General features: G+C 70.5%; 17 protein-coding genes and 1 pseudogene. 7 read left to right on the top strand and 11 right to left on the bottom strand.

The genetic code is table 11. The features are described 5' to 3' along the window. Positions 1 to 154 precede the first annotated feature (154 nt). Complete coding sequence (locus AB0I23_RS23740) at positions 155 to 982, top strand: hypothetical protein (RefSeq protein ID WP_359112037.1); 828 nt, start codon at positions 155 to 157, stop codon at positions 980 to 982. Positions 983 to 1,039: 57 nt separating this feature from the next. Here the strand turns inward: AB0I23_RS23740 and AB0I23_RS23735 are convergent, their stop codons facing one another. Further along, positions 1,040 to 1,414, bottom strand: coding sequence for a hypothetical protein (locus tag AB0I23_RS23735; protein WP_359112065.1), 375 nt, complete (start codon positions 1,412 to 1,414; stop codon positions 1,040 to 1,042). Between the two features lie 93 nt (positions 1,415 to 1,507). Between AB0I23_RS23735 and AB0I23_RS23730 the strand changes: the two are divergent. Continuing rightward, a pseudogene (locus AB0I23_RS23730) lies at positions 1,508 to 1,717 on the top strand (hypothetical protein); the annotation flags it as partial. Here the strand turns inward: AB0I23_RS23730 and AB0I23_RS23725 are convergent. The 5 genes from AB0I23_RS23725 to AB0I23_RS23705 all read right to left on the bottom strand — a co-directional run bounded on the left by AB0I23_RS23725 (position 1,710) and on the right by AB0I23_RS23705 (position 5,920). Next, positions 1,710 to 2,612: a glycosyltransferase family 2 protein gene (locus AB0I23_RS23725; protein ID WP_359112035.1), complete on the bottom strand. Its 903-nt coding sequence runs from the start codon at positions 2,610 to 2,612 to the stop codon at positions 1,710 to 1,712. The pseudogene AB0I23_RS23730 and the gene AB0I23_RS23725 sit on opposite strands and share 8 nt — an antisense overlap. A gap of 114 nt (positions 2,613 to 2,726) precedes the next feature. Next, positions 2,727 to 3,125: a MazG-like family protein gene (locus AB0I23_RS23720; protein ID WP_359112034.1), complete on the bottom strand. Its 399-nt coding sequence runs from the start codon at positions 3,123 to 3,125 to the stop codon at positions 2,727 to 2,729. Positions 3,126 to 3,152: 27 nt separating this feature from the next. Further along, positions 3,153 to 3,815, bottom strand: a complete 663-nt coding sequence (locus tag AB0I23_RS23715; RefSeq protein ID WP_359112032.1) for a ScbR family autoregulator-binding transcription factor — start codon at positions 3,813 to 3,815, stop codon at positions 3,153 to 3,155. A gap of 282 nt (positions 3,816 to 4,097) precedes the next feature. Next, the gene (locus AB0I23_RS23710) at positions 4,098 to 4,976 is read right to left on the bottom strand and encodes a PhzF family phenazine biosynthesis protein (protein ID WP_359112030.1); all 879 of its coding nucleotides are present in this window, start codon (positions 4,974 to 4,976) and stop codon (positions 4,098 to 4,100) included. A gap of 170 nt (positions 4,977 to 5,146) precedes the next feature. Continuing rightward, a complete protein-coding gene (locus AB0I23_RS23705) occupies positions 5,147 to 5,920 on the bottom strand; it encodes an SDR family oxidoreductase (protein ID WP_359112028.1) in 774 nt (257 codons plus the stop codon). 273 nt (positions 5,921 to 6,193) lie between these two features. On the opposite strand from AB0I23_RS23705, the gene AB0I23_RS23700 reads away from it, so the two are divergent. Further along, positions 6,194 to 7,825: an alkaline phosphatase D family protein gene (locus AB0I23_RS23700; protein WP_359112026.1), complete on the top strand. Its 1,632-nt coding sequence runs from the start codon at positions 6,194 to 6,196 to the stop codon at positions 7,823 to 7,825. A 19-nt stretch (positions 7,826 to 7,844) separates the two neighbouring features. On the opposite strand, the gene AB0I23_RS23695 is transcribed toward AB0I23_RS23700, so the two are convergent. Beyond that, positions 7,845 to 8,846, bottom strand: coding sequence for a Gfo/Idh/MocA family protein (locus AB0I23_RS23695; RefSeq protein WP_359112024.1), 1,002 nt, complete (start codon positions 8,844 to 8,846; stop codon positions 7,845 to 7,847). A 76-nt stretch (positions 8,847 to 8,922) separates the two neighbouring features. Here AB0I23_RS23695 and AB0I23_RS23690 point away from each other — a divergent pair, with 76 nt between their 5' ends. Next, a complete protein-coding gene (locus tag AB0I23_RS23690; RefSeq protein ID WP_359112022.1) occupies positions 8,923 to 10,221 on the top strand; it encodes a multidrug effflux MFS transporter in 1,299 nt (432 codons plus the stop codon). 99 nt (positions 10,222 to 10,320) lie between these two features. On the opposite strand, the gene AB0I23_RS23685 is transcribed toward AB0I23_RS23690, so the two are convergent. Continuing rightward, positions 10,321 to 11,649: a hypothetical protein gene (locus AB0I23_RS23685; RefSeq protein ID WP_359112020.1), complete on the bottom strand. Its 1,329-nt coding sequence runs from the start codon at positions 11,647 to 11,649 to the stop codon at positions 10,321 to 10,323. A 186-nt stretch (positions 11,650 to 11,835) separates the two neighbouring features. Here AB0I23_RS23685 and AB0I23_RS23680 point away from each other — a divergent pair, with 186 nt between their 5' ends. Next, positions 11,836 to 12,840, top strand: coding sequence for a small ribosomal subunit Rsm22 family protein (locus AB0I23_RS23680; RefSeq protein WP_359112018.1), 1,005 nt, complete (start codon positions 11,836 to 11,838; stop codon positions 12,838 to 12,840). Positions 12,841 to 13,282: 442 nt separating this feature from the next. On the opposite strand, the gene ddaH is transcribed toward AB0I23_RS23680, so the two are convergent. Beyond that, complete coding sequence (gene ddaH / locus AB0I23_RS23675; protein ID WP_359112016.1) at positions 13,283 to 14,185, bottom strand: dimethylargininase; 903 nt, start codon at positions 14,183 to 14,185, stop codon at positions 13,283 to 13,285. Positions 14,186 to 14,382: 197 nt separating this feature from the next. Here ddaH and AB0I23_RS23670 point away from each other — a divergent pair, with 197 nt between their 5' ends. Then, positions 14,383 to 14,997 (top strand): TetR/AcrR family transcriptional regulator, encoded by a 615-nt coding sequence (locus AB0I23_RS23670; protein ID WP_359112014.1) that lies wholly within the window; start codon positions 14,383 to 14,385, stop codon positions 14,995 to 14,997. A 181-nt stretch (positions 14,998 to 15,178) separates the two neighbouring features. Further along, positions 15,179 to 15,925 carry a bifunctional DNA primase/polymerase gene (locus AB0I23_RS23665; RefSeq protein ID WP_359112012.1) on the top strand — a complete coding sequence of 249 codons (747 nt, stop codon included), beginning with the start codon at positions 15,179 to 15,181 and terminating at the stop codon, positions 15,923 to 15,925. A 63-nt stretch (positions 15,926 to 15,988) separates the two neighbouring features. Here the strand turns inward: AB0I23_RS23665 and AB0I23_RS23660 are convergent, their stop codons facing one another. Both AB0I23_RS23660 and efeU read right to left on the bottom strand, forming a co-directional pair. After that, on the bottom strand, positions 15,989 to 16,921 hold the full coding sequence (locus AB0I23_RS23660; protein WP_359112010.1) for a hypothetical protein: 933 nt from the start codon (positions 16,919 to 16,921) through the stop codon (positions 15,989 to 15,991). Continuing rightward, positions 16,854 to 17,825 carry an iron uptake transporter permease EfeU gene (gene efeU / locus AB0I23_RS23655; protein ID WP_359112008.1) on the bottom strand — a complete coding sequence of 324 codons (972 nt, stop codon included), beginning with the start codon at positions 17,823 to 17,825 and terminating at the stop codon, positions 16,854 to 16,856. The genes AB0I23_RS23660 and efeU overlap by 68 nt, the downstream gene beginning before the upstream one ends. Between the last annotated feature and the right edge of the window lie 14 nt (positions 17,826 to 17,839).

Here is a 17,839-nt window from a genome sequence, read left to right as displayed (position 1 = left end):
TAGCGGATGAGGGTGCGTTCATGACGGTGGTAACGATCAGCCGCCATTTGGGTAACTACCTTCTGTCACGGCAAGATTAGATGGAGTTTCACCTTTCTTGGTGCCTTTGGGCCGAAAATCGCTTCAAATCCTGTGAAGGAACGTTGGTCCCGACATGGAACCGAGGGAGATGTGGGAGCGTCATGCTGTACTGGCCCGGGCGTATTTCAGGAATGACGAGGACGTGCGCGATGCGCAGAGCACTCTCGACGAGCAACAGGCGAACCGTATGCGGACGCTGGCCGCGTTCGCAGTGACGTTGGGGAGTGACGGGACCGTCGCGGATCTCCTTGGGCTCCATGAACGCGAAGTGCGCATGGCCCGCCGCACCGTGGGAAAGGACGATGCCCGGGCCATCGCCAAGGCGCTCCTGGACCATCATGCCGCCGATGCGCACGAGCTGTCTCCCGAGGACGCGGACAGGTGCCTGCAGTACCCGGAACCGGAGGAAAGGCCGGTGTCCCATGACGCTCCGGCCCCACCTCCGTGCCCCCCTCAGACCTCGGGCGCCCCGGACGTTGCCGAGGAGGCGGTCCAGGGAGTGGTGTCGTCCACGGCCGTGGACGCGGTCCTGGTCGGTGCGTGGAGCACCGGGGCCGACCTCTCCGTACTGGCAGGTGAGCTCGGTCTCGATCTCCCTCGCCTCGTCGCCCGCACCCGATACCTGGAGGCGCAGGGCCGCCTCACCCAGGCTCCCCAGCCTCTGGACCGTTCCGGCCGTCACCGCCGCGTCGACGGCGCCGAGGCGCCCTCCGTGTCCCAGCCCCAGCAGTGGTACTACCCCACCCAGCATCGCCCGTCGCATCAGGCGAGGACGTGGGACCAGGCGACGACGTGGGACCAGCAGGTTCCTCACGCCACCATCAACTCCGCACCGATGCATGACTGGGACGGCATCCTCGATCAGTGGCAGGTGACCACCAGCCCCACGTCCTCCTGGTAGGGAACCGCACCGGAGCTCCCGGCGGCGGCGAGTCCGATACCGGCGTGGCGGATTCCGTCATTCCGCTGCTGCCAGGGCCCACTTCTCCTGAAGGGGCCGATAGTCGATCACCACGATCCCCTCCTCCCGGAGGATGGCGCGGGCCTCCGGCGGGACGAGGAACTCGTCGTCGGTCCGGCGCACGCGCCAGCCGTCGGGCTCGATCGCCTGCGCCTCCTCGTTGCCGAGGCCGGGATGGACCGCCCATTCGCCGAGACCGGTCGGCAGGGTACGCAGCAACTCGGCGTAGCGGGCCGGCTTGCCGTCGATGTCCGGAGCGAAACTGTCCAGGAACCGCCGGTCGGTGACCGGCAGCCCCCGCCGCCGCAGCTTCCGGCGCCCCGGCTCGAGCCAGATCCGTACCGCCGGGCCGTACTCGGCGGCCAGCGCCACGGTCAGGTCGAGGATGTCGTCGCGTCCGCCGTCGGCCAGGCAGCGCCGGTCCAGGTCGGGGACGGACCGGCGTCGAACACGACATCGATCGGTGCGCTCGGCGCGGACGTCACGGAGACGGTTGTCCTGGCGAGCAACCCGGATGGGCTGCGGTTCGCGCACGCGCACGGATGCGTCGAAGCCGACCGCTATGTGCTGCCGGGTGACAGCGTGCCCTTCATCGATCTCAGGCCGGCCCGAACGAGCTTGGCGGGGGGCGCCCGTGCGAACCGGGCGCCCGTCCGGACCGTCCGGGTCAGATGACCGGTGGCCGCCCCAGCATCGTCATCCGCCACACCGTGCGCCACCGCATCGGCTGCCGACGCCCGCACGGGGTGCGAACCCCCTCGGCGAAGCCACCGGCCCAGGCGCGCAGTCCCGTGGCCGAGCGGGTGCGGGCCACGGTGAGGAGGGTCCAGGTCCCCAGATAGGCCGGGACCAGAGGGAGCGGAAGATTGCGGCGGGCCAGCCAGACGCGGTTGCGGGCCGTCATCCGGTAGTAGACGGAGTGCCGGGCCGGCGACGTCTTGGGATGCTGGAGCAGCAGATCGGGCTCGTACAGAATCTTCCAGCCTGCGTCGAGTGCCCGCCAGGAGAGGTCAGTCTCCTCGTGCGTGAAGAAGAACTCGGCAGGCCAGGGTCCGGTTTCCGCGAGCATCTTCATGGAGAGGGCGTGGCCACCGCCGAGGAACGCCGTGACCGGGCCGCGCCGCATCGGGTCGGTGGCACGCAGCCGGGGGACATGGCGGCGCTGCGTCTCGCCGTGTTCGTCGGCGATACGGAACCCGACGATGCCGAGCTGCGGATCGGCGGCGTAAAGCTCCTGGACCTTGCGCAGCACGCCGGCGTCGACGAGCAGGCCGTCGTCGTCCAGCTCGACGACGACATCCACGTCCCCGAGCTCCGCGAGTGCCGCGATGGCGACGTTACGGCCGCCGGGACAGCCGAGGTTCTCGTCCAGCTCGATGGTGGTCACGCCACCGGCCAGGCCGGACAGGCCGGGGAAGCCGGTGAAGTCCGGGAGCGGTGAACCGTTGCCCACGATGACGAGACGCGCCGGCAGCACGTCCTGCATGGCCACCGAGGCCAACAGTGCCTCGACCTGCTGCGGGCGGTCGCCCATGGTCACGATGGATACGCCGATGCGCGGTTCCGACAAGGTCAGCACTCCTGAGCTCGCTGCGGTGCCCGTGATCGTAGTCGCTCGATGTTCAGCTGTCGGTCGCCGCCCTGTCATGGCGCGGATGCCCTTGCCCGGTAGGGAGAGCGGCCATCAGGAACCGGGGGCGCCGTCGGCCTCGCCGGTCCGCTCCGACGAGGGCACACGTGCCGCGATCCGGCGCAGATGCCCCGCGAAGACCTGGGGTGCCTCGGGGGTGAGGGTGCGGAGGGCGACCATCGCCGTCACGATGACGTCGCACAGTTCCGACTCCACGTCCTGCCAGGAATGGGTGAATCCCTTGCGCGGGTTGTGACCGATGGTCCCGATGACGGCCTGGGCGACCTCGCCGACCTCCTCCGAGAGTTTCAGCATCCGCAGCAGGAGATCCTGCTCCGGGTGGATGCTGGTTGCCGCGTCGAGCCAGTTGCGGAGGTGGTCGATGGTGTCCCAGGGGGACCGGTCCGCCCCTTCGGTGTCCGTACCGTCCGGGCCGTTCATGTCGGCGTTCATACGGTGCAGCTTGCCAGGTCCGGACAATCAGCCGGTGGCGCCGACCTGGCTCGGCACGGATTCCAGCCCCGAGAGCAGCCGCCCGCCGCGATCCTCGGACATGTCGAGCGTGGCCAGCACGGCGGGCGTCGAGATGCTCGGCAGGACGTAATGCAGCAGTACGGAGATCCGGCGCCCCAAGTCCTCACGCCGGCACAGGACCTGGGACATCACCTGGATTCCGGAGAAGGCGCCCGCCAGCAGCTCGGCGGTCTCACGCGGATGTACGTGCGGCAGCAGCTCGCCCTGGCTCCTGGCGGCGCTCAGCAGATGTTCGAGCCGGTCGATCCAGGCCCGGAAGGGGGTGCCCCGGTCGAGACCCTCGACCGCCTGGTCCATCGCCAGCCCGACACTGGCCCTCACCAGAGGTTCGTGGCGGAGCCGGTGGGCGAGAATCATCCCCTGGTCCACCAGCTCCTGAAGCTTCGTCGGCTGCGGCGGCAGCGGAAAACTGTCCAGCTGGACGTCCATCACGCCGAGCGCCAGCTCTTCCTTCGAGTTGAAGTGGAAGTACAGCGCGCCCTTGGTCACCCCCGCCCGGGCCAGGATCTCGCTGATGGTGGCACTGCTGTAGCCGCGCTCGTCGAACACGGCGGCGGCCGCCACCAGGATCGACCGTCGAGTCTGGATCGCGCGCGCCTGCTGGGCCATCAGCTACGAGTCTCTCTAGTCGTGGCGTGGTCAGTGCCACAACCGTCTGACTGAAAAGGGAAACCGGACTGTCGCATCTTACGGCCTCCCCCACGACAGGGAGTGGGCTCCCGACGCCCTGTCGTGGGGGAGGCCGTTACTGCTCGCGTCGACGGCCTCCTGGGCGGATCCACCGGGAGGACGCCCTGGTCCGGCTCGCCTCATGCGGCGCCCGGCCCCTCGCACGTCGACGGCGAGCCGGGCGCGGACTTCGGCGCCGCCCGTGCCCGGCACACCCCTTGCTCACTCCGCCTCGGGGATCCGCGTACCCGTGCCGCTCACCCGCACCCGCGCGTCGCCCGCGCGCAGTTCGACCGTGAGCGTGCCGGGGCGGCCCATGTCCTGACCCTGGTGGAGGGTGAGGACCGCGGCGTCCGGGACGAGCGCCAGCTCGCGCAGGTACGCGCCGAAGGCGGCCGCCGCCGCACCCGTCGCCGGGTCCTCGACCACGCCGCCGACCGGGAAGGGGTCGCGGACGTCAAAGACGGTCGGCGATTCGCGCCACACCAGTTGGACCGTGGTCAGGTCGAGCCGGTGCATCAGCGCTTCGAGGCGCGCGAAGTCGTAGTCGAGGTCGGCGAGGCGCTCACGGCTTCCGGCGGCCAGCACCAGATGACGGGCGCCCGCATAGGCGATCCGTGGCGGCAGGGCCGGGTCCAGGTCACCGGCCGGCCAGTCCAGGGCGGCCAGTGCCTCGGCCAGGTCGTCCGGGGCGACATCCGTGACGTATGGTTCGACGCTGGTGAGGGTGGCGCGGAGTTCGGTGCCGTCCTGGGCGACGGTGACCGGGACCGTACCCGCCTGAGTGGTGAACACCAGGTCGCCGGGGCCGTTGAGCTCGGCGAGGGCGATGGCTGTCGCGACGGTGGCATGGCCGCAGAACGGGACTTCGGCCTTCGGGCTGAAGTAGCGGATCGTGTAGCCGCGACCGCCCGATTCACCCGAAGTGCCCGGTCCGGTCAGGAACGCCGACTCGCTGTAGCCGAGTTCCGCCGCGATCGCGAGCATCGCCGCGTCGTCGAGACCGGACGCGTCGAGGACGACCCCCGCCGGATTGCCGCCCTGCGGGTCGGCGGAGAAGGCGGTGTAGCGCAGGACCCCGGTCCCTGAAATCTCACTCATGACGCTGCTCAACCCTGCCCCGGTCCGGGGTATTCCCGCCCGGGGCGGGCCGGCGCCCCGGACCGCGGCCCACGGCGGTGGCGGTTCTTGACGCCGGTGCCCGCTTCGCCCAGGAGCAGGAGTCCGGGAGCGTGCCGCTCGGCTCGACCGGCGGCGCGCGCAAGGAATCGTCAGCCCCGGCCCACGTACGGCATCGTCGTCGCCAGGACCGTCGCGAACTGCACGTTCGCTTCCAGCGGCAGCTCCGCCATGTGCACCACCGTCCGGGCCACGTCCGCCGCCGCCATCACCGGCTCCACCGCCAGTTCGCCGTTGGCCTGGAGGGTGCCGGTCCGCATCCGCTCCGTCATCTCCGTGGCTGCGTTCCCGATGTCGATCTGCCCGCAGGCGATCCGGTACGGACGGCCGTCCAGTGACAGTGACTTCGTCAGCCCCGTCATCGCGTGCTTGGTCGCCGTGTACGCCGCCGAGTGGGGGCGCGGCGCATGTGCGGAGATCGAGCCGTTGTTGATGATCCGGCCGCCCCGCGGGTCCTGCTCCTTCATCTGCCGGTACGCCGCCTGCGCGCACAGGAACGCCCCTGTCAGGTTCACATCGACGACCGTGCGCCAGTCCTCGTAGGAGAGGTCCTCGACCGGGACGGAGCGCGGGCCGAACGTGCCCGCGTTGTTGAACAGCAGGTCGACCCGGCCGGTCCACTCCCGTACGGAGGAGAAGAGCGCGTCCACGTCCTCGGGGTGGGAGACGTCGGCGGGGACGGTGATCGCCCGGGCGTCCGGTCCGGCCAGTTCCACGGTCTCGGCGAGGGGTTCGGGGCGGCGCCCGGCGAGCGCCACCGACCAGCCGGCGCCTGTCAGGGCGAGAGCCACCGCGCGGCCGATCCCGGAGCCCGCCCCCGTGACGACGGCCGTCCTCGCGTCGGGGTTCAACAGTTTGTTGCTCATGGCGCCGCAGCGTACGCCGTTCGCCTCAAGATTCGCCGCCGGGAGGCCGGTTCGGCTCCGGGGAGTGATTCCTTGATCGTTCCTCGGCGATTCCAGCACCCCAGGGCCGACTGGTGGTGATCATGGATTTCCGCAGATATGCGCACTTCATCCCTGGCGGCCGTCGCCGCCTCACTCCTATCCGTGTGACGCCCGTGCGACGCGAGCACGACAGCCGTTCGATGCGCCGGGCCGGTGAACTGCCCCGTACATCACCAGTCAGGGGAGGGACAGATGACGACGCGCTCATCGCACCAGCAGGAGATGCGCGACGCCGCGAAGCAGGTCGGACGCCGCCGCTTCCTCACCGTCACCGGCGCCGCCGCCGTGCTCGCCTTCTCGGTCGACCTGCCGGCCGCGGGCACCGCGAGCGCCGCCGAGCTGGACGCCGGGAAGATCAGTGAGAACCCGTTCACCCTCGGAGTCGCCTCGGGCGACCCGCTGCCCGATTCCGTCCTGCTGTGGACGCGACTCGCGCCCCGCCCGTACGAGACCGGCAGCGGGCTGCCGAACGCCCGCGTCCCGGTGCGCTGGGAGCTCGCTCGCGACGAGAGCTTCTCCCGGATCGTCCGGCGCGGAACCGCCACCGCCCACCCGGAGTTCGACCACAGTGTCCACGTCGAGATCAAGGGCCTCGACGCCGACCGGGTCCTCTACTACCGCTTCCGCGCCGGTGACTGGATCAGTGAGACCGGCCGGACCCGCACCGCCCCCGCCCGGGGGGCCCGCAACACCGAACTGACCCTTGCCGCGGTCTCCTGCCAGGCGTACCACTACGGCTACTTCACCGCGTACCAGCACCTCGCGCAGGAGGACGTCGACGTCGTCCTCCACCTCGGCGACTACCTCTACGAGGACGCCGTCGACGCGACCGGCGGAGCCCGTCACCACACCGACCGCAGGCTCCCCGCCCACTTCGACCGGGAGACCATCACCCTGGAGGACTACCGGCTGCGGTACGCCCTCTACAAGTCCGACCCCGATCTGCGCGCCGCGCACGCCGCGCACCCCTTCGTCGTCACCTGGGACGACCACGAGACCGAGAACAACTACGCGGGCGACACCCCGGAGAACGAGGTCCCGCCGGAGGAGTTCCTGCTGCGGCGCGCCGCCGCGTACCGCGCGTACTGGGAGAACCAGCCGCTGCGCACCCCGCAGCGGCCCAGCGGCCCGGACATGAAGCTCTACCGGCGCCTGCAGTTCGGCCGGCTCGCCCAGTTCGACATCCTCGACACCCGCCAGTACCGCGGCGACCAGGCGTACGGCGACGGCTGGCGGACGCCGGGACCGGAGTCCGAGGACCCGTCGCGCACCCTGACCGGCGCCACCCAGGAACGCTGGCTGCTCGACGGCTGGCACGCCTCGCGGGCCACCTGGAACGTCGTACCGCAGCAGGTCACCTTCGCCCAGCGGCGCGATGTGCCGACCGACGCCTTCAAGCTCTCCATGGACTCCTGGGACGGTTACCCGGCGTCCCGCGACCGGATCCTCCAGGGTGCGGAGGCCGCCGGGATCGACAACCTGATGGTGCTGACCGGCGACGTGCACGTCGGCTACGGCTTCGACCTGAAGAAGGACTTCGACGACCCGTCGTCGCGCACGCTCGGCACGGAGATTGTCGCCACGTCGATCACCAGCGGCAAGGACGGCTCCGACAAGCCGGGCAGCTGGAACAACCAGATGCAGGCCAACCCGCACATGAAGTTCTTCAACGGGCGGCGCGGGTACGCCGTCATCACGCTGGGCCCGGAGCAGGCGCGCGCCGACTACCGCACGGTGTCGGCCGTCACCACGCCCGGCGCACCTCTCACGACCGCCGGATCGTTCGTCACGGAGGTGGGGAACCAGGGCCTCACGCCTGCGTGACGCCCTTCCTCCGACCCGGTCAGCCGATGCCGTCCGCCGGGTAGCGGACGCCGATGCGGTCACGTACCGCATCGAGCGTCCGCATCACCGCCAGCGATCCGTCCAGCGGCACCAGAGGCGACTCCGTCTCGCCCGCCCGAAGCGCGCGCAGGACCTCCGCCTGCTCGAACTGCATCCCGCGGAGCCCGTCGCCCGCGGTCCCCGCGGTGAACTCCTCCGGGTCGTGACCCTCCCGGTGCAGCACGAACCGCTCCGGGTAGAAGAAACCGCGCGGGAAGTCGATCCGCCCCCTGGTGCCCGTGACCGACGCGGTCTGCGGGGTGTCGGCGGTGACCGAGCAGCTGAGCAGCGCCGTGGCGCCCGACTCCCAGCCCAGCAGCATGCCGGTGTTCAGATCGACGCCCTCGGGGGAGAGCAGCGCATCGGCCTGGACACGGTCCGGCTCGCCCAGCAGCAGATGAGCGAACGACACCGGGTACACCCCGAGGTCCAGCAGCGCGCCGCCGCCGAGCGCCCGGTCCCGCAGCCGGTGGTCCGGGCCGAACGGACCCGCGAGCCCGAAGTCGGCCTGCACGGTACGGATGTCGCCGATGGCACCGTCGGCGATCAGTGCGGTCAGCCGCCGGACGACCGGGTTGCAGTACGTCCACATCGCCTCCATGAGGAAGAGGCCACGGTCCCGGGCGAGCGCCACGAGCTCTTCCGCCTCCCGGGAGTTGAGCGTGAACGCCTTCTCGCACAGCACGTGCTTTCCGGCCTCCAGACAGAGCGCTGTGGCCTCCCGGTGCGCCGAGTGCGGCGTGGCCACGTACACCACGTCGACCTCGTCGTCGGCGGCGAGCTCGGCCCAGCTGCCGTACGCCTTCGGTATGCCGAACCGTTCGGCGAACGCCTTCGCCGACGTGTCCGTACGGGAGGCCACGGCGACCACGTCCGTGTCGGGCATCGCCTGCAGGTCAGCGGTGAAGGCCGCGGCGATGCCACCCGTAGCCAGCACGCCCCAACGCACGGTCCTGCTCACGCCTGCTCCCCCAAAGGTCTCGACCACTCCGGCTGAGCTGAGAGCATAGAGGCGGATTCAACCATGTGGAGATGAGATGCCGGAGACCGGCGTGAGCCGAGCCCAGCGGGCAGATACAACGAACGCCACAGCCGGGACCGGGACCCGCGCGAGCGCCGGTGCCGGGACCGCCGCGGTCCGCCGCACCGCACTCCTCGTCACCCTCGTCCTCGGCGGTCTCACCGCGCTCCCTCCGCTCTCCATGGACATGTACCTGCCGGCGCTGCCGACGGTCACCGACGCTCTCCACGCCCCCGCGGCCACCGTCCAGCTCACCCTCACCGCCTGCCTCGCCGGAATGGCGCTCGGCCAGGTCGTCGTCGGACCGATGAGCGACCGCTGGGGCAGGCGCCGGCCGCTGCTCCTCGGCATGGTGGTCTACGTACTCGCCACCGCGATCTGCGTCTTCGCTCCCACCGTGGAACTCCTCATCGGCTTCCGCCTCCTGCAGGGCCTGGCGGGCGCGGCCGGCATCGTCATCGCCCGGGCCGTCGTCCGTGACCTGTACGACGGCGTGGAGATGGCCAGGTTCTTCTCCACCCTGATGCTGATCTCCGGCGTCGCACCGGTCGTCGCACCGCTGATCGGCGGGCAGGTGCTGCGGTTCACCGACTGGCGGGGCATCTTCGCCGTCCTCACCGTCGTCGGCGTCGTGCTCACCCTTGTCGTCTGGAAGTGGCTGCACGAGACGCTGCCGCCGGAGGAACGGCACACCGGCGGGATCGGCGACGCGCTGCGCACCATGCGCGGGCTCCTCGGCGACCGGGTCTTCACCGGCTACATGATCGCGGGCAGCCTCGCCTTCGCCGCGCTCTTCGCCTACGTGAGCGCCTCGCCATTCGTGGTCCAGGAGATCTACGGTGCCTCGCCGCAGACCTTCAGCCTGCTCTTCGGCATCAACTCGATCGGCCTGATCACCGTCGGCCAGATCAACGGCAAGCTGCTGATGGGCCGGATCAGCCTGGACAAGGCGCTCGGCTTCGGGCTCGGCGTCATCGTCCTCGCCGCGGTCGCGCTGCTGCTGATGACGTCCGGGGTCTTCGGCGAGGTCGGTCTGGTGCCGGTCGCCGCCGGGCTCTTCGTCCTGATGTCGGCGATGGGGATCGCGACGCCGAACACCAACGCCCAGGCGCTGATGCGGACCAAGCACGCAGCGGGTTCCGCCTCGGCGCTGCTCGGAGCGTCGTCGTTCCTGATCGGGGCCGCCGCCTCACCGCTCGTCGGAATCGCGGGGGACGAGACGGCCGTCCCGATGGCGGTCGTCCAGGTGGTGTGCGCGGTCGGCGCGATGGCCTGTTTCCTGGGCCTGTGCCGGCCCTGGCAACGGCAGTCGTAGCAGCTCGGGAACGACCCGGGGGTGTCCGGCGGATCACGGCCGGGGCCGCGACGCCAGGCACTCCCCGCGTTCTCGTCCCCGGTCAAGGCAGCAGAGGCCCTAGTGGGGCGCGCGCGGGTAGCCGAGCAGATGCAGCCGGTCCAGCTCGTCCGTCCACCGGAACACGCCGACCCCTGCCTCCGCCTCCGCGCCCGGCAGCCGCACATTGGACGGCAGCCCTTCCGGGGTCCCCGTCACGACCTCGACGGCGACCGGGCGGCCGCCGCCGTTCAGGGCGTCCGTCGCGTTGCGCACGTTCGTCGCGCCGTACGCGATGCCCTCGTCCGTGACGGAGGCCAGCGTCAGCCGCTTCGAACCGTCCGGCGCCTCAAGACAGAAACCCTTTCTCGCCGTCAGGTCGAAGGCGAGGTTGCCGGCCACCAGATAGCCACCCGAGGGCGACATGACGGCCAGCGGGTACTGGCCCGGCTTGATGGCCACCTTGTTGCACACGACGGTGGCCACCGGTTGCCCCGTCTCCGCGTCGTGCACCGCCCACAGGTCATGGGTCTGCGCCAGCTTCTGCCCCTTGGCGAGCTGCCACTTGGCCAGCACCCAGCCGGGGGCCACGGTGGTCGGGATCCCGCTGGTGCGGTCGGTGTCCTTCGGGGCGACGTTCCGGCTGAACCAGCCGCCCTGCACCCAGAACTCCCGCGCCCCGCTCACCAGCAGGCCCTTCTTCGTCAGTCCGAACACCTCGGTGAGCTGCTTGCAGGACGGACAGTCCTTCGGGTACTTCAGCGCCGAGGGAGTGATCTTCGAGAACTGTCCGGTCGCCGGGTCGACCACCACACTGGTCGTCCGGCCGTCGCTGATCAGGATGTCGGGGCCGGAGGCGATGACGCTCGGTGCGGAGGACCACGGCACCTCGATGCGCCGCCGGGCGCCGTCCTTCACGTCGTACACGTCGAGGGAGACGATGGTGTCGGCCGGGGTCAGCGCGTTCACGCCGACCTTTCCGTACGTCCAGGTGACGAAGTACTCCACGTCGTTCTTGGTGACCAGGAGCAGCTTCGGGGAGTGCTTCGAGGCCGGCGGCCGCCAGTTCTCGCCCTTCCAGCCCGCCCTCCCGGTGTCCGAGTCGATGGTCTCCAGCCGGTACTGGCTGTCGGCGACCCGCAGCAGATAGCCGAGGCGTCCGGTCGTCCGGGAGATCACGTAGTCGGGGGAGGTGTTGACGAGCTCCCAGCCGCTTCGGGTGGTGTACGCGGGAGGAACTGTGAGCTGCGTCGCCGGGCCCGGGCCCGTGGGCGTCGGTACGGGTTTCGTCGGCTTGTCGGCGCTCTTCCTGTCCTGGCTGCCCCCGGCACCGCACGTGGCCAGCAGAAGCAGCAGGGCGAGTACGAGCACCCCGGCGACCAGAGTCAGGCGCACGATCTTCTGTCTCATGGTCCCCTCCGATGAGCAATCCTGGCGTCGCGCCGGTCAGCGTAGCAACTGGCCGGGGTTTACCAGCAGTTCGGATCCGGCGCTGTTCCACGAAGGTCCCGCGCCGGGCGCCGGGGCGCGGGACGGGACAGGCGCCGGCCGGGGAGCGGCCGGGGACAACCGGTCGTATCCGCCTACAATTCGTCGGTGAACGTCACCCTCTCCACCGCGGAAGCCCTGCGCACGGCGCTGGCCGGACTCCTCGACGGGCTGCCGCCCAAGCAGGCCGCGCAGGCAGTCGACCGGCTCATCGCCAACTACCGGGGGACCACCCCCACCGATGCCCCGGTGCTCCGCGACCGCTCGGACGTCGCCGCGTACGCCGCGTACCGCATGCCCGCGACCTTCGAAGCGGTACGGTCCGCCCTCGCCGCCCTTTGTGAGGCCGCTCCGGAGTGGACTCCCGTCACGCACACCGACATCGGCGGCGGCACGGGTGCGGCGAGCTGGGCCGTCGCCGGTGCCTGGGAGGGGCAGCGGACCACCGTCCTGGACTGGGCCGAGCCCGCCCTCACCCTCGGCCGCGAGCTCGCCGGGGCCTCCGGTATCGAGGCCCTGCGCACCGCCGAGTGGCGGCGGGCCCGGATCGACGCAGGACTGGAGCTCGACCCCACGGACCTGGTGACCATCAGCTACGTGCTCAAGGAACTGACGGCGCGGGCGCGCACCGGCCTGGTCGACGCCGCGGCGGCCGCCGCACAGGCCGTCGTCATGGTCGAGCCCGGCACCCCGGACGGCTACGCCCGCATCATCGAGGCCCGCGACCGGCTGATCGCCGCCGGACTGACCGTCGCCGCCCCGTGCCCGCACAGCGACGCGTGCCCCATCGAGCCGGGCACCGACTGGTGCCACTTCTCCGCCCGGGTCAGCCGCTCGTCGCTGCACCGGCAGGTGAAGGGCGGCTCGCTTCCGTACGAGGACGAGAAGTTCAGCTATGTCGTGGCGACCCGCTTCGCCACCGAACCGGTACGCGCCCGGGTCACCCGCAAGCCGCAGATCCGCAAGGGGCAGGTGCTGCTGGACCTGTGCACCCGCGACGAGGCCCTGCAGCGCTCCACGGTCACCAAGCGGCACGGCGAGCTGTACCGGGCCGCCCGGGACATCGCGTGGGGCGACGCCTGGCCGCCGCCCCACGACGAGGGCGCCTGCTAGGGCGCGTGCCGGAAGTCCCGCCCGCCCCGCGACGCCCGGCGCGCACGCTGGTGCCGCGACACCGGCCCCGGTCACTCGCTGCGTTACCGAAATGCCCTGGTGGCTCCTTCCCCAAGCTCTCAGCTTCGTTCGAGCAGGGGAGACCCCATCCGAGGACCTCCCGGCGCCTTGCGGTCGCACGCACCGGACGCCGCGCGGCCGCTCTTCGGACGACGACGGCAGTTCGACGACGGGACCTGGCTCGTGCCCCTCCCGGCAAGCTTCGCCCCGTCGCGCCGCCCGGCACGCACGCTCGCCGCGTTGGCCAAAAGCCCTGGTAGTTCCTTCCCCAAGCTCTCAACTCCGTTCGAGCAGGGGAGACCCCATCCAAGGACTTCCGGCCGCCTTGCGACCGCACGCACCGGACGACGCTCCTTCCGGGCAAACATTGCCGGTCACGGCACTAGGGAGTGTCCCCCTGGCTCCTCAGCTCCTGGGTGCAGCACTTCACGCTGCCGCCGCCCTTGAGCAGCTCGCTCAGGTCCATCGGGACCGGTTCGAAGCCGCGCGCCCGGAGCGGGTCGAAGAGGCCCGCGGCGCCCTGCGGCACCAGCACATGGAGCCCGTCGCTGACCGAGTTCAGGCCGAACGCGGCGGCGTCCGCCTCCGTGGCGATCAGTGCGTCGGGGAAGAGCCGCCGCAGCACCGACCGGCTGCCCGGCGAGAACGCACCCGGGTAATACATGATCTCGTCGCTCGCCTCGTCGAGCACGCAGAGGGCCGTGTCCAGGTGGTAGTAGCGCGGGTCCACCAGATCGAGGCCGATCACCGGCCGGCCGAAGAACTCCTGCGCCTCGTCGTGCGAGAGCGGACTGGACCGGAAGCCGCGCCCGGCCAGGAGGTACGAGGAGGTGACCGCGAAGTCGCCCTCGCCCTCGTTGACGTGGTCCGGCTCATGGATCTCGGTGAAACCGTGGTCCCGGAACCAGTCCCGATGTGCCTCCGCCTCCGCGTACCGCTCCTGGTACGCGAACCTGGCGCCCAGCACCCGCCCGTCGACGACGGTGGCGCCATTCGCGGCGAAGACCATGTCGGGCAGCTCGGGGCGCGGGGTGAGCAGCTCGACGGTGTGGCCGAGCGCGCGGTAACGGTCGCGCAGATCCTCCCACTGGGCCTGGGCTAGCGGCAGATCGACGGGCTTGGTCGGGTCCATCCACGGGTTGATGGAGTACGTGACCTTGAAGTGGGCCGGGGCGCACATCAGGTAGCGGCGCGGGGTGGCTTCACGGGGCGTCGGAGCAGTGGCTTCGCGGGGCGCGGGGGTGGCGGCTTCACGAAGCGATGAGGGTGTGGCTTCACGAGGCAATGAGGGCTCCTCACGGACGGCAGGGGTTGCCTGCGGTGTGCCGGGGCTCGCACGGGTGTGCGCGTGAGCTCATGGTGCGCCGTTCGGAGCTACCGCGCAGTGAACCGATCGGGTGGTTCTGCGGGATGCTCCGTAACGTCTACGGAGAGGCGCGGAGACGATACGTCTCGCCTCGCCCCGCTGCTACCGTGACGGGCATGGCAGAGAACAGGCCGCCCGATCCCGGTCGGCGCAGCGAGCGCTCCCGCCGGGCGATCTACGACGCGGCACTCGGCCTCGTCGGCGAGGCCGGCTACCCGAGGACGACGATCGAGGCCATCGCCGCCCGCGCCGGTGTCGGCAAGCAGACGATCTATCGCTGGTGGCCCTCCAAGGCCGCTGTCCTGCTGGAGGCCTTCGTCGACCTCGGCAACCGGGCCGCCGAGCAGGCCGGGGAGGCGGAGTACGCCATCCCGGACACCGGCGACCTGGCGGCCGACCTGAGGACCGTCCTGCGGGCCACCGTCGACGAGCTGAACGACCCGGTGACCGAGGCACCCACCAGGGCGCTGGCCGCCGAGGGGATCGTCGACGCCGCGCTCGGCGCCGAATTCGTCGAGAAGCTGCTCGAACCGCAGCTGCAGCTCTACGTCACCAGGTTGCGCGCCGCCCAGGAGGCGGGCGACGTGCGCGCCGACATCGATCCGCGCATCGCCCTCGAGCTCCTCGTCGCCCCGCTCACCCACCGCTGGCTGCTGCGGACCCGGCCGCTCACCCACGCGTACGCGGATGCGCTCGTCGACTACGCCCTGCACGGTCTGGCCGCCCGCTGAGTCGCGCCGCGCCACACCGTCACGCCGAGCCATCCACAGCCACGCCTGTCATTTCCGGACAAGGGAGGGCAAAATTCCCTGCTCGGTGGATCGCTCGACGCCCCCGCTTCAGGACTCCGGCCACCCGGGGCGCAGGATGGTGGGACCATAGGGCAGGGGCAACGCTGAGGTAAGGGGATTGATGGGCGCCGATTTCGGCCGTTCTCGCGGCACAGAGAGCAAGTTTTCCCAATGGCTGCGCCGGCGACCCAAACCGCAGCAGCGCGCGGTCGACGACACCGCCCGGGAGGCGCTGCTCCTGGCTGTCGCCGAGGCCGGAATGCCGATCGCGCCCGCCGCCCACCCGATCGGCTACCGATGTTCGTGCGAACGCATCGGCTGTCCCACTCCCGCCAGGCACCCCGTCTCCTTCGCCTGGCAGACGCAGTCCACCACCGACAGCGCCCAGATCGAGCGCTGGGCCCGCAGTCAGCCGCAGGCCAACTTCATCACCGCGACCGGCATGATCCATGACGTCCTCGACGTGCCGTCGACCGCGGGCAGCCAGGCACTGGAGCGGCTCCTTGCCGCAGATATCGACGTCGGCCCGGTGGCCGTGTCCGGCGACGACCGGATGCTTTTCTTCACCGCAACCCGCGGCACCCCCGAGGACGAGGACGAGTGGTGGCCCTGTGAGCTCGACTGCCACCCCGAGACCATGGACGAGCATCCGGGACTGCGCTGGCACTGCCGCGGCAGCTACGTACTCCTGCCGCCCGCCCTGCTCCCCGGTGAGTTGGACGTGCACTGGATCCGCGGTCCGGAGAACCCGCTGCCGGACCCGCTGACGCTGCTGGAGACGCTCACCGACGCCTGCGCGCAGTACGCCGACACGGCGGACCAGAGTGATCTCGACCACGGATCGGTGGCCTGGCCGCTCAGCCGCTGACACCGGAGCGCGGGGCCTCACGAGCCCCGCGCCGCCGGGTCACGGATCCCGAGCGTGACGGCGTTACGAACCCTTCGCCGCCGTGAGCCCCGGCAGCCGGTTCAGAATGATCACCTCGGCGCCGTTCGCGGCGCCCTTCTTCGGGACGTACACCAGCTGGCTGGAGACACGCTCCTTGGTGAGGGTGGTCTTCACCTCACCGGTCAGCAGCGCCTGCACATCCGCGTTGACCGGCGGACGCAGCCCCTTCGCCGCGGTCTGCTGCTCGAAGTGCTTGCTGCTGAAGAAGACCAGCGCCCCGCCGTCCTCGGTCTCCAGCCCGAGCGGACCGAACGTACCGCCGTCCAGCGGCTGGTCGATGTACTGGTACGAGAAGCCCGCCCGTCGCGTGTTCCTGCGCGTGTCCCGCCAGCCCGTGGTGGCGACCCCGGGGGCGAACACGTCCGGCTCACCCTTCTGCAGATACTCGGTGTACTGGGTGCTCAAGTCCTCGGGCGCCACGGAGAGTTCACTGCTGTCCGCCGCGACCGGCCGGGCCAGCCCGTCGCCGTCCTTCGCGAACGTGGGCACCTCGGCGGGCGCCACGACCGACAGATAGGCGGCCTGCCACCCTGCGTCGGGCCCGGACCGCAGGAAGACGATCAGCCAGCGGGTGTCCTGCTCGCTGTCCTGGTCGCGGTTGGAGTCGGTGTCCGCGACGAACCAGCGCGGCCAGCCCGCCTTCTTCGGGATGACATAGGTGGCGTCGGTCAGCTCCAGCGGCCTGTGGTTGGCATTGCCGCCGGGGTTGTTCTTCTGCCGCGCCTTCAGACCGGCCTGGTTGATCGCGCCGAGCGAACCGGTCACCCGGTCCGCGTCGAGCGCGGGATCGTAGGCCTTGTCCGCCGCGTTGTACGCGGTGGTGAAGTCCGCGAGGGCCTTCGCGGACTCAGACTTCGTCGCCGCCGGTACGACTTCCAGCTCGCCGTGCACCGTCACGCACCCGCTCGCCGTCACGCTCAGCACTGTCGCCGCCGCGAGCCCCGTCGCCAGCCGAATCGGCCTCAGGCTTCTCATCCGTTGCTTTCTGCGCCTTCTGATCCGTCGCCCCCACTGACCGTCCGAACCCTACCGGGGCCAGGAACAGTGCGAGCGTGGGGATCAGATACAGCGCCCACACCGTGACCTGAAGGACGGTCGGGTCGGGCTGGAAGTTGAAGGTGCCCTTCAGCAGCGTGCCGTACCAGCTGTCCGGCGGGATCGTGGCACTGATGTCGAACGCCCGGTTGTGGATGCCGCCCAGGAACTCGGCCTCCTGCAGGTCGTGGACACCGTACGCGAGCACGCCCGCCGCGACGATCACCAGCATGCCGCCGGTCCAGGTGAAGAACTTCGCCAGGTTGATCTTCAGCGCACCGCGGTAGAACAGCCAGCCCAGCACCACGGCGGCGGCGATCCCGAGGAACGCGCCGATCATCGGATGCCAGCCGTCGTCCGCGGCGTGCACCGCGCGCCAGACGAACAGCGAGGTCTCGAGCCCCTCCCGGCCGACCGCGAGCAGCGCCGTCGCGACGAGCGCCCCGGTGCCCATCGCGAGTGCCGCGTCCAGCTTGCCGTGCAGCTCCTTCTTCAGATGCCGCGCGGTGCGCCGCATCCAGAACACCATCCAGGTGACCAGGCCCACGGAGATGATCGACAGCGAACCGCCGAGCGCCTCCTGCGCCTTGAACGTCATCTCCTGCGAGCCGAATTCGAGACCGGCACCGAACGCCAGGCTGACGACGACCGCGATGCCGACACCGATCCAGATCGGCAGCAGTTTGCCCTTGTTGCCGGTCTTCACCAGATAGGCGACGAGGATGCAGACGACCAGGCTCGCCTCAAGACCTTCGCGCAGACCGATCAGAAAGTTGCTGAACACGTTTGGGTTCTCCT

The organism is Streptomyces atratus, from assembly GCF_040655115.1.
Taxonomy (GTDB): Bacteria; Actinomycetota; Actinomycetes; order Streptomycetales; family Streptomycetaceae; genus Streptomyces; species Streptomyces atratus_D.
Note: the sequence above shows the minus strand (reverse complement) of the source record. Positions and strands in the feature narration are given on the sequence as shown.

Excerpts from the sequence above, each read along its gene's own strand:
- AB0I23_RS23740 (WP_359112037.1), top strand. The coding sequence starts at position 155 with ATGGAACCGAGGGAGATGTGGGAGCGTCATGCTGTACTGGCCCGGGCG.
- AB0I23_RS23720 (WP_359112034.1), bottom strand. The coding sequence starts at position 3,125 with ATGAACGCCGACATGAACGGCCCGGACGGTACGGACACCGAAGGGGCG.
- AB0I23_RS23715 (WP_359112032.1), bottom strand. The coding sequence starts at position 3,815 with ATGGCCCAGCAGGCGCGCGCGATCCAGACTCGACGGTCGATCCTGGTG.
- AB0I23_RS23710 (WP_359112030.1), bottom strand. The coding sequence starts at position 4,976 with ATGAGTGAGATTTCAGGGACCGGGGTCCTGCGCTACACCGCCTTCTCC.
- AB0I23_RS23705 (WP_359112028.1), bottom strand. The coding sequence starts at position 5,920 with ATGAGCAACAAACTGTTGAACCCCGACGCGAGGACGGCCGTCGTCACG.
- AB0I23_RS23700 (WP_359112026.1), top strand. The coding sequence starts at position 6,194 with ATGACGACGCGCTCATCGCACCAGCAGGAGATGCGCGACGCCGCGAAG.
- AB0I23_RS23690 (WP_359112022.1), top strand. The coding sequence starts at position 8,923 with ATGCCGGAGACCGGCGTGAGCCGAGCCCAGCGGGCAGATACAACGAAC.
- AB0I23_RS23685 (WP_359112020.1), bottom strand. The coding sequence starts at position 11,649 with ATGAGACAGAAGATCGTGCGCCTGACTCTGGTCGCCGGGGTGCTCGTA.
- AB0I23_RS23670 (WP_359112014.1), top strand. The coding sequence starts at position 14,383 with ATGGCAGAGAACAGGCCGCCCGATCCCGGTCGGCGCAGCGAGCGCTCC.
- AB0I23_RS23665 (WP_359112012.1), top strand. The coding sequence starts at position 15,179 with ATGGGCGCCGATTTCGGCCGTTCTCGCGGCACAGAGAGCAAGTTTTCC.